The 13,601-nt window shown below is 61.9% G+C and carries 9 protein-coding genes; all 9 read right to left on the bottom strand.

Translation table 11 applies throughout. The annotated features are described in order from the left end of the window. Positions 1-105: 105 nt before the first annotated feature. Positions 106-1,878: a dihydrolipoyl dehydrogenase gene (gene lpdA, locus O9X62_RS06910; RefSeq protein ID WP_269532067.1), complete on the bottom strand. Its 1,773-nt coding sequence runs from the start codon at positions 1,876-1,878 to the stop codon at positions 106-108. Between the two features lie 111 nt (positions 1,879-1,989). Beyond that, positions 1,990-3,609 (bottom strand): dihydrolipoyllysine-residue acetyltransferase, encoded by a 1,620-nt coding sequence (gene aceF / locus O9X62_RS06905; protein ID WP_269532066.1) that lies wholly within the window; start codon positions 3,607-3,609, stop codon positions 1,990-1,992. A 117-nt stretch (positions 3,610-3,726) separates the two neighbouring features. Beyond that, complete coding sequence (aceE, locus tag O9X62_RS06900; protein WP_269532065.1) at positions 3,727-6,387, bottom strand: pyruvate dehydrogenase (acetyl-transferring), homodimeric type; 2,661 nt, start codon at positions 6,385-6,387, stop codon at positions 3,727-3,729. A 205-nt stretch (positions 6,388-6,592) separates the two neighbouring features. Continuing rightward, on the bottom strand, positions 6,593-7,387 hold the full coding sequence (locus tag O9X62_RS06895; protein WP_269532064.1) for an SHOCT domain-containing protein: 795 nt from the start codon (positions 7,385-7,387) through the stop codon (positions 6,593-6,595). A gap of 97 nt (positions 7,388-7,484) precedes the next feature. Next, positions 7,485-9,128, bottom strand: coding sequence for a glucose-6-phosphate isomerase (gene pgi, locus O9X62_RS06890; RefSeq protein WP_269532063.1), 1,644 nt, complete (start codon positions 9,126-9,128; stop codon positions 7,485-7,487). A gap of 42 nt (positions 9,129-9,170) precedes the next feature. After that, positions 9,171-10,019, bottom strand: a complete 849-nt coding sequence (gene hexR / locus O9X62_RS06885; protein WP_269532062.1) for a transcriptional regulator HexR — start codon at positions 10,017-10,019, stop codon at positions 9,171-9,173. Between the two features lie 35 nt (positions 10,020-10,054). Further along, positions 10,055-11,035, bottom strand: a complete 981-nt coding sequence (locus O9X62_RS06880) for a glucokinase (RefSeq protein WP_308446439.1) — start codon at positions 11,033-11,035, stop codon at positions 10,055-10,057. Further along, positions 11,032-11,724: a 6-phosphogluconolactonase gene (gene pgl, locus O9X62_RS06875; RefSeq protein WP_269532060.1), complete on the bottom strand. Its 693-nt coding sequence runs from the start codon at positions 11,722-11,724 to the stop codon at positions 11,032-11,034. The genes O9X62_RS06880 and pgl overlap by 4 nt, the downstream gene beginning before the upstream one ends. Before the next feature lie 89 nt (positions 11,725-11,813). Further along, positions 11,814-13,271 carry a glucose-6-phosphate dehydrogenase gene (gene zwf / locus O9X62_RS06870; RefSeq protein ID WP_269532059.1) on the bottom strand — a complete coding sequence of 486 codons (1,458 nt, stop codon included), beginning with the start codon at positions 13,269-13,271 and terminating at the stop codon, positions 11,814-11,816. Positions 13,272-13,601 lie beyond the last annotated feature (330 nt).

Below are 13,601 nucleotides of genomic sequence, written 5' to 3'. Positions count from 1 at the left end.
GGCTGAACACAGAGGAGGGATTGCCCGGCTGGCGAGCGGTGACGAACTAATGGCCCCTCGACGTGAGCCTTGGGCTGGCGGGACGTCGAGGGGCGGGGTGGCTACTTACTTCTTGCGCTGTGGCGGTACGTCGGTGCATGTGCCGTGGGCGACTTCGGCAGCCATGCCGATACTCTCACCCAGCGTGGGGTGCGCGTGGATGGTCTTGCCGATATCGACAGCGTCCGCGCCCATCTCGATGGCCAGACAGATTTCACCGAGCATGTCGCCGGCATGGGTGCCGACGATGGCGCCGCCGATGATCCGGTGCGTTTCCGCGTCGAAAATCAGCTTGGTGAATCCTTCGTCGCGGCCATTGGCGATGGCACGGCCCGAAGCGGCCCAAGGGAAGACACCCTTTTCAATCTTGATGCCTTGCTTCTTGGCTTCGTCTTCGGTCATGCCGACCCAGGCCACTTCGGGGTCGGTGTAGGCCACGCCTGGAATCACGCGCGCATCGAAATAGGCCTTGTGACCCGCGGCGTTCTCGGCGGCCACATGGCCTTCGTGCACGGCCTTGTGGGCCAGCATGGGCTGGCCGACGATATCGCCGATCGCAAAGATGTGCGGCACGTTGGTGCGCTGTTGTTTGTCGACCTCGATAAAGCCGCGGTCGGTCACGGCCACGCCGGCATTTTCGGCACCGATCAGCTTGCCGTTCGGGGCGCGGCCAGCGGCGACGAGCACCAGGTCGTAACGCTGAGGCTCCTTGGGCGCGGCTTCGCCTTCGAAGGTCACGTAAATGCCGTCGGCCTTGGCCTCGACGGCCACAGTCTTGGTTTTGAGCATGATGTTGTCGAAGCGGTGGGCATTCATCTTCTGCCACACCTTGACCAGATCACGGTCGGCACCCTGCATCAGGCCGTCCATCATCTCGACCACGTCGAGACGTGCGCCCAGCGTGGAGTACACCGTGCCCATTTCCAGGCCGATGATGCCGCCGCCGATGACCAGCATCTTCTTGGGCACCGCCTTGAGCTGCAGCGCGCCCGTGCTGTCGACAATGCGCGGATCTTCGGGAATGAAGGGCAGCTTCACCACGCGCGAACCGGCGGCGATGATGGCGTGCTTGAACTTGATGACCTTCTTCTCGCCGGTCTTTTCCTGACCCTCGGCACCGGTGGTCAGTTCGACTTCCACATGGTACGGATCGATAAACCTGCCAACGCCGCGCACGACATCGACCTTGCGCGCCTTGGCCATGCCGGCCAGGCCACCGGTCAGCTTGCCGATGACCTTGTCCTTGTAGCCGCGCAGCGCGTCGATATCGATTTCGGGTTCGGGGTACTTGATGCCGTTGGCCGCCAGGTGTTTGACCTCGTCAATCACGGCAGCGTTATGCAGCAGTGCCTTGGACGGGATGCAGCCCACATTGAGGCACACGCCGCCGAGCGTGGCATAGCGTTCGATCAGCACGACCTTCTGGCCCAGATCAGCCGCCCGGAAAGCGGCCGAGTAACCGCCAGGGCCGGCGCCGAGCACCAGGACATCGTATTCGCCATCGCTGGCACCGCCAAAGCTGGCGGCTTGCGGGGCGGGCGTAGGTGCGGCAGCAGCCGGCGCCGCTTGGGCAGGTGCAGGTGAGGGCGCGGCGGCCGAGGTGCTGGCTTCGACCAGGGCGATCACATCGCCTTCGGAAACCTTGTCGCCCACCTTGACGCGCACTTCCTTGATGACGCCACCGGTGCTGGCCGGGACTTCCATGCTGGCTTTGTCGGTTTCCAGCGTGATCAGCGAATCTTCCTTGGCCACGGTATCGCCGGCCTTCACGAAGATTTCGATCACATCCACGTTCTTGGCATCGCCAATATCGGGGACTTTGAGTTCAATGGTGCTCATTGCGATTCAATCCAATTCATCGTGTAGGGTGGGTCAGGCAGCTGGCCGTAACCCACCGCAGTGGAAGGTGGGTTAAGCCGCAATCGGCCAACCCACCCTACGGCGGCGTCCTTACAGCACCAGACGGCGGATATCCGCCATCAGCTTGGCCAGATGCACGGTGAAGCGGGCCGCGGCCGCGCCGTCGATCACGCGGTGATCGAAGCTCAATGACAGCGGACACATCAGACGAGGCGTGAACTCGCTGCCATTCCATACCGGTTTGATCTGGCTCTTGCACACGCCCAGAATCGCCACTTCAGGCGCATTAATGATGGGCGTGAAGCCCGAGCCGCCGATGCCGCCGAGGCTGGAGATCGTGAAGGTGGCGCCTTGCATGTCGGTGGGCTTGAGTTTGCCGTCGCGTGCCAAGGCCGAGAGGTCGGTCAGCTCCTTGGCAATCTGCTTGAGACCCTTCTGGTCGGCATCCTTGATCACCGGCACGACGAGGCCGTTCGGCGTGTCTGCGGCAAAACCGATGTGGTAGTACTGCTTGAGCACCAGATTGTCGCCGTCGAGGCTGGCATTGAACTCGGGGAAGGCTTTCAGCGCTTCGGCGGCCGCCTTGATGATGAAAGCTAGCGGCGATAGCTTGAGGCCGCTCTTTTCCCATTCTTTGCTGATCTGCTTGCGGAAGTCTTCCAGCTCGGTGATGTCGGCGTCTTCATTGAAGGTGACATGGGGAATCATCACCCAGTTACGGTGCAGGTTCGCACCCGAGATCTTCTTGATACGGCTGAGCGGCTTGGTTTCGATCGGCCCGAACTTGGCAAAGTCGACCTTAGGCCAGGGCAGCAGATCCAGACCAACGCCCGAACCACCGGCTGCTGCGGCTGGACTGGCCGTAGCGCCCGTCATCACGCTCTTAACAAAGGCCTGCACATCGCTGGCGACAATGCGGCCTTTGGGGCCGGAACCCTTGACCTTGCCCAGATCCACGCCCAGCTCGCGCGCAAACTTGCGCACCGAGGGGCTGCCGTGAGCCTTGCTGAAGCTGGCTTCGTCGACCTTGGCCACGGCGGCTGGTGCGGCAACAGCAGCGGAGGCAGCGGCGGCAGGTGCCGGGGCCGGTGCTGCGGCAGCCGGCGCGGGGGAAGGCGCGGCAGCAACCGGCGCAGCACCTGCAGCAGCCAACGTAAGGATCAGCGTGCCTTCGGAGGCTTTGTCGCCGACCTTGATGGCCACGCTCTGCACCACGCCAGCGGCGGGCGAGGGCACTTCCATGCTGGCTTTGTCGGTTTCCAGCGTGATCAGCGAATCGTCTTGTTTGACGGTATCGCCGGCCTTCACGAAGACTTCGATCACATCGACATTCTTGGCATCGCCAATGTCGGGGACTTTGACTTCGATGGTACCGCCCGCAGCAGCGGGTGCCGGTGCGGCAGCTGGCGCCGGGGTCGGAGCAGCCGCTTGCGGTGCTGGGGCCGCAGCAGGTGCGGGTGCAGTGGCCGAAGCGCCGGCCTCGATCACCACCACCACCGTGCCTTCGGAGGCCTTGTCGCCCACCTTCAGGCGGACTTCCTTGACCGTGCCGCCCACTTCGGCGGGCACTTCCATGCTGGCCTTGTCGGTTTCCAGGGTGATCAGCGAGTCATCCTTCTTGATGACATCACCAGGCTTCACGAATACTTCGATAACGTCGACATCCTTGGCATCGCCGATGTCGGGGACTTTCAGTTCAATCGTACTCATTGTTCTTCCTGTGAGGAGTGAGGTGTCGGGGGTGAGCACCGGGCTCACCGATCAGGCTGCGTGGAGTGGGTGAAGGGCGGTATGGCCCTTGCACGGCACTCCTCACGCCTCACACGCTTAAACAGTCCATGGCGCCGGCTTGGCGGCATCCACACCATACTTGGCAATCGCTTCGGCCACTTTCTTGCGGTCCAGCTTGCCTTCATCGGCCAGCGATTTCAGCGCGGCCACCGTGACGTAGTAGCGGTTGACCTCAAAGAAGGTACGCAGCTGTTCACGGGTGTCCGACCGACCGAAACCATCGGTGCCCAGTACCGTGTAGCGGCGCGGTACATAGGCGCGAATCTGCTCGGCAAACAGGCGCATGTAGTCGGTGGCAACCACGATCGGGCCTTGGGTGCCTTGCAACTGCTGTGTCACATAGGGCACTTGCGGCTCGGCAGTCGGGTTGAGCAGGTTGTGGCGCTCGGCCGCCATGCCGTCGCGGGCCAGTTCGGTAAAGCTGGGGCACGACCAGATGTCAGCTTCCACACCCCAGTCGTCCTTGAGCAGTTTGGCGGCAGCAATCACCTCATTGAGGATGGTGCCCGACCCCATGAGCTGGACGCGGGTGTCGCCCTTGCCACCCGCCTTGAGCAGGTACATGCCCTTGATGATGCCGGCCTCGGCACCGTCTGGCATGGCAGGGTGCTCGTAGTTCTCGTTCATCAGGGTCAGGTAGTAGTACACGTCTTCCTGATCGGCATACATGCGGCGCATGCCGTCCTGCACGATGACGGCGACTTCAAAGCCGAAGGTCGGGTCGTAGCTGATGCAGTTGGGAATCGTGGCCGAGATCAGGTGGGAGTGACCATCCTCATGCTGCAGGCCCTCGCCATTCAGCGTGGTCCGGCCGGCGGTGCCGCCAAGCAGGAAGCCGCGGGTACGCATGTCGCCCGCCAGCCAGGCCAGATCACCCACACGCTGGAAGCCGAACATCGAGTAGTAGATGTAGAACGGAATCATCGGCACGCCGTGGGTGCTGTAGCTGGTGCCGGCGGCAATCCAGTCGCACATGGCACCGGCTTCGTTAATGCCTTCCTGAAGGATCTGGCCGTCCTTGGATTCCTTGTAGAACATCAGCTGGTCAGCATCCTGCGGCACGTACTTCTGGCCTTCCTGGTTCCAGATGCCGACCTGGCGGAACAGGCCTTCCATGCCGAAGGTGCGCGATTCATCAGGCACGATGGGAACGATATGGCGACCAATCGCCTTGTCCTTGAGCAGGGCGGTGAGCACACGCACAAAGGCCATCGTGGTCGAGTATTCCTTGCCTTCACCCGAGCCTTTGAGCAGCGCCTCGAAAGCGGGGCTGCGCAGTGCCGGAATTTCAAGTGCATAGGCCTTCTGGCGACGTTGTGGCAGGTAACCACCGAGCGCCTGACGGCGAGCACGCATGTATTCGAGTTCCGGCGAGCCTTCCTCGAACTTCACGAACGGGACTTTTTCGAGCTGGTCGTCTGCCACCGGGATGCCGAAGCGGTCACGGAACTGCTTGATCGAGTCGATATCCAGCTTCTTCTGCTGGTGGGTGATGTTCATGGCTTCGCCCGACGAACCCATGCCATAGCCCTTGATGGTCTTGGCGAGGATCAGTGTCGGCTTGCCCTTGAAGTCGGAGGCGGCCTTGAAGGCGGCGTAGATCTTGGCCGGGTCGTGGCCGCCGCGGTTGAGCTCCCAGATGTCCTTGTCGGACCAGTCCTTGACCAGTTCCTTAAGTTCCGGCGTGTTGAAGAAGTGCTCGCGCACGTAGGCGCCATCACGCGCCTTCATGACCTGGTATTCGCCGTCGACGATTTCCATCATGCGCTTGGCCAGCACGCCCTTCTTGTCGCGGGCGAACAGGGCGTCCCACTTGGTACCCCAGACCAGCTTGATCACATTCCAACCCGAACCGCGGAATTCGCCTTCGAGTTCCTGAATGATCTTGCCGTTGCCGCGTACCGGGCCATCGAGGCGCTGCAGGTTGCAATTGATCACGAACACGAGGTTATCGAGCTTCTCGCGGCCGGCCATGCCGATGGCACCCAGCGACTCCGGCTCGTCCATCTCGCCGTCACCACAGAAGGCCCAGACCTTGCGACCTTCGTTATTGCCGAAGCCACGGTCCTGCATGTACTTCATGAAACGGGCCTGATAGATGGCCATGATGGGGCCCAAGCCCATCGACACGGTGGGGAACTGCCAGAAGTCGGGCATCAGCCAGGGATGCGGGTAGCTCGACAGGCCCTTGCCGCCCACTTCCTGACGGAAGCTGTTCATCTGGTCTTCGGTGAGACGGCCGAGCAGGTAGGCACGGGCATACACGCCTGTCGCTACATGGCCCTGAACGAAGATCAGGTCGCCGCCGTGATTGTCGCTGGGAGCATGCCAGAAATGGTTGAAGCCCACGTCATAGAGCGTGGCGGCGGAGGCAAACGAGGCGATATGACCGCCCACATTGGTGTGCTTGTTGGCACGCACTACCATGGCCATGGCGTTCCAGCGCGTATAAGCACGAATGGTGTGCTCCAGCACGGTATCACCGGGGAAAGCCGGCTCGGCCTCGACGGGGATCGTGTTGATGTACTTGGTGTTGGCGCTGTACGGAATATTGGCACCACGCTCGCTTGCCTCTTCAATCATCTTCTCGATGAGGTAGTGCGCGCGTTCGGGGCCTTCGACCTCGATAACGCCGTCTAGCGCATCGAGCCACTCGCGGGTTTCAGTGGGGTCGAGATCGTGGTTGTGCTCTGCCATCTTGGATACCTTGTGGGTGTCATTATTGGAATGGATGCCGCGTGCATCGAGGCGCGCGGTTGGGTACTCAGGTAATGCTGGCGCTGGGTATCCGGCCTGCATGGGCCGGTCTCGCTGCCGATGTTGTCTGCCCGTCAGGGGCGATAAACGGGTCGTGCAATTCCTCTGTGCTGGCTGGCACCGGCGGATTATCCGCTGAGGCCGGTTACAAATCCTTCAGGATGGCGGCACGCTTTTGTTCGTACTCGGCGTCGTTGATCAGGCCATCCTTGTGCAATTGCTTCAGAACCTGGAGCCGCTCGGCCATGCGCGAGGCGCCGGGCGGCGGCAAGACGGTCGCGGGCTGTGCTGCTGCCTTGGCGGGTGCGGCCGCCTTGGAGGCCTTGTTGATTTTGGGCTGGGCAACGCTGGTTTCATTGGTTATCACCCGGACCGGGCCGAGCGTCAGCGGCACGCTGATCCAGTCGGGACGCTTGTCGACCCGGGTCGCGGCATGCATCTCGACCAGCTCGCACGGCAGATTGCTGACCGGCTTGATCCGGCTGCCATGATTGAGTTGGCGGTGCCGGTGGAACCGCCGGTAACCCACATCCAGTGGTTCTGCACAGGTGCCGATAATCAGGTTCAGCTGGCCTTCCTCCACGAATAGCCGGCCTGCATTCAGGCTGCGCGAAGCGAAGAGCATGTCGCGCTGGCGGAACGAGGAACCAAACAGGATGTCGTCACTGGGTTTGGCCTTGGCAAACAAGGTGGCAAGGGAGGCTGGTAGTCGCCGCAACTCGTCATCGCTGAAGTACGGTACCGGCTCATCACCGTTCTCCTGTTTGTAAACGCGGCCCAGCAGGCCCTGAATCTGGGCTGCTGTCAGCTGGGCGGGATGATCGTGGCGCGCGCTCACAACTTCGAGCTCGGCGTAATCATCGCTTTCCAGCCATACCGGTTTGAGATCGCGTGCGAGGCTGTTCTGCGCCATCAGCACCACCGTCAATCCGATTGCCATGCTTGTCCGAATCGTCATGTTCCTCGTCTCGCCTTGCTCGCAAGGCTGACTTTATAGCGCATCGCTACGGGGTGCGCATCGTGGTTATCCTTGCTACTCAGGCCTTCAACGCTTTGCGTACGTAATCAATCAGCCCCTGGGTCGATGCATCATGGGCAGTGAGCGAGTGGGGCGACCGCAGGTCTGCCTCGATGGTTTTCGCCAGTTGCTTGCCCAGCTCCACGCCCCACTGGTCATAAGAGTTGATCCCCCAGACCACGCCCTGTACGAACACCTTGTGCTCATACAGCGCAATCAGGCTGCCGAGCCCGGCTGGATCAAGCTGGTCCAGCAGCAGTGTGTTGGTGGGGCGGTTGCCATCAAAGATCTTGTGCGGGACCAGCTTTTCCAGCGCGTCACCGCTCAGGCCTGCAGCGCTCAACTCGGCGCGGACCTCGGTTTCGTTCTTGCCGCGCATCAGCGCTTCGGTCTGCGCCAGGAAGTTGGCCAGCATGATCAGGTGATGTTCGCGCGGGCTCTTGGGGTTGGCCACCGCAGCAATGAAATCGATGGGTACCAGCTCGGTACCTTGGTGCAGCAGCTGGTAATAAGCATGCTGGCCATTGATGCCGGGCTCGCCCCAGATCACCGGGCCGGTGTGGTAATTGACCGTCTCGCCATCAAGCCGGACCGACTTGCCGTTCGATTCCATATCCAGCTGCTGCAAATAAGCAGGCAGGCGATGCAGCGGCTGGTTGTAGGGCGAGATCAGCTGGGTGCTGGCACCCATGCCGTTGATATAGAAGATGCCTAGCAAGGCCAGAATGACCGGCAGGTTCTGCTCCAGCGGCGCGTTGGCGAAGTGCTCGTCCATGGCGCGGGCGCCGGCCTGCAGTGCACGGAAATTGTCCGGGCCGATATATAGCAGGATGGGCAAGCCGATGGCCGACCACAGCGAGTAGCGACCGCCGACCCAGTCCCAGAAACCGAACATATTGGCGGTATCGATACCAAAAGCCGACACGGCGGGCCCATTGGTGGATACGGCCACAAAGTGCTTTGCCACCGCTGCCTCACCCGCAGCCGCCACCAGCCAGGCACGTGCGGCCTTGGCATTGGTCAGCGTCTCCTGGGTGGTGAAGGTCTTGGACGCCACGATGAACAGCGTGGTTGCCGGGTCCAGGCCTTCGAGCACATCGGCGAGTTGCCAGCCATCGACGGTGGACACGAAGTGCAGGTCGATATGCGGTGTGCCGTAGTCCTTGAGTGCCTGGCAAGCCATGACCGGGCCGAGATCGGAGCCGCCAATGCCGATGTTGACGATATCGGTAATCGCCCGACCATCGTGGCCCAGCCATTCACCGCTGCGCACGCGCTCGGCAAAGGCGTTCATGCGGTCGAGCACGGCGTGGACCTCGGGCACCACGTTCTGGCCATCCACACGGATATCGGCATCACGCGGTGCGCGCAGTGCGGTATGCAGTACGGCGCGGTTCTCCGTCGTATTGATGCGCTCACCACCTAGCAGGGCAGCACGGCGCGTTTCCACACCGGTCGCTCGTGCCAGATCAAACAGGCTTGCCAGCGCGGCATCGTCGATACGGTTCTTGCTGTAATCGAGCAGCATGCCGCAGGCCTTGAGCCGAAAGCGCTGTGCCCGCGCCGGATCACTGACAAACGCCGCGCGCAGATCAATCGATTGCAGGCGCTGTGCATGCTTGAGGGTGTCTTGCCAGGCGGGGAGGGCGGTCAGTGCGGTCATCGTGGGCTGCATGTCTATCGGGTTGGCAAGGCGGTTCGCGGTTTAGCGGTCTTCGTAGCCGCGCACCCGGCGTTCCTTGAGGGTGCGTTTGATTTTTTCAAGCTGGTCGATCAGCTCCGGGCCACGCTTGAGCGCCACGCCCACGGCCAGTACGTCCACGATCACCAGATGAACGATCCGGGTGATCATCGGGGTGTACAGATCGGGATCTTCGGGCGTATCGGCGTACAGCGCCACATTGCAGCGCTTGGCCAGCGGCGAGTTGGAATGGGTGATGCCGATCACATGGGCACCAGCTTCACGGGCCAGTTCAACCGAGCGGATCATGTCGATGGTGCGGCCGGAATTGGAGATGGCCACCACGCAATCGCCGGGCTTGAGCAGCGAGGCCGACATGCCTTGCGTATGCGGATCGGAATACGCCAGGCACGGTGCACCCAGGCGAAAGAACTTGTGCTGCGCGTCCTGCGCGATAATGCCGCTGTTGCCCAGGCCGTAGAACTCGATGCGATTGGCCTTGGCCAGAATATCGACCGCAATTTCGACGGCATCTGGGTTCAGCTCATTGCGCGTGCGCATCAGGCTGGAGATGGTGTTGTCGAACAGCTTGGCGGCCAGGTCATGGGCCGTGTCGCTCATCTCGACGGCGCTATGCACATACGGCACGCCCGACACCAGGCTGCGGGTGAGGCGCAGTTTGAAATCTTGCAGGCCCGTGCAATCCACCGAACGGCAGAAGCGGATCACCGTGGGCTGCGAGACGCCGGCCATATCGGCAATCTGCGCAATCGGCGCGTGGGCGACGAAGTTTGGTTGGGCCAGCACCAGCTCGGCCACCTTGCGTTCGGACTTGGATAGCTCCGATAGCAGTGATTTGATCTTTTCCAGCATCTTGTCTCCGTCTCCCTGTTTCTTGTTATCGGGATTCAGCGCAGGCCATCGAGCGCGGCACCGGCGCCACGCAGGGCCGGGTTGTTGGCGACGATGACATAGCTCGGCACGGCCGCGAGGTAATTGGAAAAGCGGCCCTTCTGTTCAAAGCGGGTGCGAAATGGCGATTGCGCAAAGTAATCACCCAGCTTGGGCACGATACCGCCGCCGATATACAAGCCACCGCGAGAACCCAGCGTGACCGCCAGATTGGCGGCCGCCGTGCCCAGCATGGCGCAGAACACGTCCACGGTTTCGCGGCACAGGCTGCCGGCTTCCTGAACACCACGCGAGGTGATCTCGGCCGCGCTCAGCGCTTCGGCTTTCGCGCCGCTCACCTGCGCGAGTGCGTTGTAGAGATTGACCACGCCGGGTCCAGACAGCAGGCGCTCAGCCGATACATGGCCAAACTCGCTGCGCAGCGCACGCAACACGGCATCTTCTTTTTCGTCAAAGGGCGAGAACGACACATGGCCGCCTTCGCCCTGCAGCGGAATCCAGCGTGGTGTGTCGCCCGGCTGATGTGCAGGGATCAGACCCGAAACACCTAAACCGGTGCCGGCGCCAATCAGCGCAATCGGCAGATCGGGATTACGCTCACCGCCGCCGATTTTTACCAGTTCATCATCGCGCAGCAGTGGCAGGCTCAGTGCCAGCGCCGTGAAGTCATTGATGACGGCCAACGCATCCAGTTGCAGCGCGGCTTGCAGTTCGGCGCGCGAGAATGCCCAGTGATTGTTGGTCATACGGATCGCATCGCCGGTGATGGCGGTCGCGATGCCGATACTGGCCGCACGGGGCGCCACGCCCAGCGGGGTCAGATAGGCGCGCACGGCATCCAGCGGGCCCGCGTAATCGGCGCAGACGAGATTGCGCTCGTCAGTAATGGCAGCGCCAGCTTCACGGATCAAGGCGAAGCGGACATTGGTGCCGCCAACATCGGCCAGCAGGCGGGGGTAGGGGGCGCTCATATTCATTCAGCCCAGTAAACTCGGCGCGTGCCGGAGGCAGCGGCCAATACCTGTGCGATCGGCAGCTGCTTGCCGGCCATGGCCGCATTGAAAACGGATTTCTTGGAGGCGCCTGCCAGATGCACCAGCACATTGCGGGCACTGGCAATCGCCGGGAGCGTGAGGCTGATGCGCCCATAGGGTGCGGTGGTGGGGTTCACCGCCACGATGCGGCGCGGGTCGGCGGGTGATAATGCGGCGGGTGTTTCGGCGGCACAAGGAAACAGGCTGGCGGTGTGGCCGTCTTCACCCATGCCGAGCACGATCACGTCAAAAGGCTGCGGAATGGCGGCGATACGCGCGTCGATTTCGTCACGGCCGGCTTCGGGCGTGGCGGCATCGCAATGCAGGCTGACGAAATGCGCTGCCTCTACCTGGTACTTGAGCAGATTCTCCCGTACCAAGCGCTCGTTGCTGTCGGCATGATCCAGGGGCAGCCAGCGGTCATCGACCAGCGTGATCCAGACCTTGTCCCAATCGATCCGCATTTGCCGCAGCTGCTGGAACATGCCGGTTGGCGTTTTGCCCCCGGATACCGCCAAGCTGGCCGCACCGCGCTCGGCAATCGCCAGCTCAAGTGCCGAGGCAATCTCCCGCGCCAAAGAGATATCAAGATCAACGCGAGAGTCGTATTCGTTAAACGGAATGTCGGACATGGGTCTCTGAGTGAGAAATTGGGAACAGGGCTAGCGATTCAGTCCAACAGGGCGCTCGCGTGCATGCTGCGCCCCTTGTGCCTCGTCGGTCAGCCTTCCTCGTGCCAGCAGAAGCCGTCACGCGACAGCAGCGCCGAGCTGGCGGCCGGGCCCCAGCTGCCGGCGGTGTAAGGCTTGGGTGGCTCGTCGCTCTGTTCCCAGGCGTCCAGAATAGGTTCCACCCAGCGCCAGGCTTCGTCGAGCTCGTCACGGCGCATGAACAGGGTCAGGCGGCCGCGGATCACGTCGGTGAGCAGGCGCTCATAAGCATCGGGGCTGCGTACCTTGAATGTCTCTTTGAAGTCGAGATCAAGGTGCACCTGCTTGAGCTTCATCTGATCGCCCGGCTGTTTGGCGAGCAGGTACATCTCCACGCTTTCCTCGGGCTGCAGGCGGATCACCAGGCGGTTGCTGGTCGTGGCCGTGGGCAGCTGGAAAATCGAGTGTGGCACCTGGCGGAAATTGATCACGATCTCGGCTAGGCGATCCTGCATGCGCTTGCCGGTGCGCAAGTAGAAGGGCACGCCGGCCCAGCGCCAGGTATCGATCTCGCCCTTGATGGCGACAAAGGTCTCGGTCTTGCTGTCGGCGGCAATACCGGCTTCGTCCAGGTAACCCACCGCTGGTTTGCCAGCACTCGCGCCTGCCTTGTACTGGCCGCGCACAGTCTTGGAAGCGACTTCCTGCGGCCCGAAGCGGCGCAGGGCCCGCAGCACCTTGAGCTTTTCGTCACGAACGGCGTCAGGGTCTACGCTGGCGGGCGGCTCCATGGCAATGAAGCACAAGAGCTGCACCAGATGGTTCTGCACCATGTCGCGCAGGGCGCCGGCCTTGTCGTAGAAATCCCCACGGCCTTCCACACCGACCTGTTCGGTTACGGTGATCTGCACGTCACTGATCCATTCGCGGCGCCACAGCGGCTCGAAGAAGGTATTGCCAAAACGCAGGGCCAGCAGGTTCTGCACCGCCTCTTTGCCGAGGTAGTGGTCGATCCGGTAGATCTGGCTTTCTTTGAAGAACTTGCCGACTTGGGCGTTGATGGCTTGCGAGGATGCAAGATCATGACCCAGCGGCTTTTCCAGCACCACACGCGCGCTGCCCTTGTTCAGACTGACCGATGCGAGGTTCTCGCAGATGCCGGCGAACAGGTTGGGGGCGGTAGCCAGATAGAACACGCGCACGTGCTCGGGGAATTCGTTCAGCTTGTCGGCCAGCGCCGTGTAGGCGGCTTTGTCGCCGGCGTCCAGCTTCAGATAGTTGAGGCGTGCAGCGAAACCAGCCCAGTCCTTGGCGGTAAACACATCGCCCAGATACTGTTTGGCAGCCTTTTCCGCCATCGCGAGGTAAGCGGCTTGATCCGGCTGGCTGCGGCCCAGACACAGGATGCGTCCCTGCTCAGGCAAGTGGCCATCCATGTGCTGGCGATAGAGCGCAGGCAAAAGCTTGCGCATGACCAGGTCACCCGTGCCGCCGAACAGCACCATGTCAAAGGGTTGAATCGCACTCATCCTGCTATCCCCGCGTTGAAACTAGATTGGACTGGTTAGTACCGGCAAGCAGGCAAACTGGCCTGTGCGACATCATGGTTCTGCACGGAGCGACTCGGGGTGCAACGTAGTCGGACTACGCGAAGCGTGAAGCCCCTTGTGCTGCCCTGCCATCACTTGATCCCTTGCTGCGCTGCTGTTTGCCTGAATCAAGCTATGCGCCGGTTTTCTGAAACAATACTACTTTCCTGTAGTCGTCGCAATGTAGTTTTGTTGCCCGTGGCGCCTTGTGCGCTATCGGCTTGGCGTCGCGGCATGGGTGTCGAGATGTAGTCGAACCGCATTTTCTAG

This window comes from Chitinimonas sp. BJYL2 (assembly GCF_027257935.1).
In the GTDB taxonomy this organism is placed as follows: domain Bacteria; phylum Pseudomonadota; class Gammaproteobacteria; order Burkholderiales; family Chitinimonadaceae; genus Chitinimonas.
Note: the sequence above shows the minus strand (reverse complement) of the source record. Positions and strands in the feature narration are given on the sequence as shown.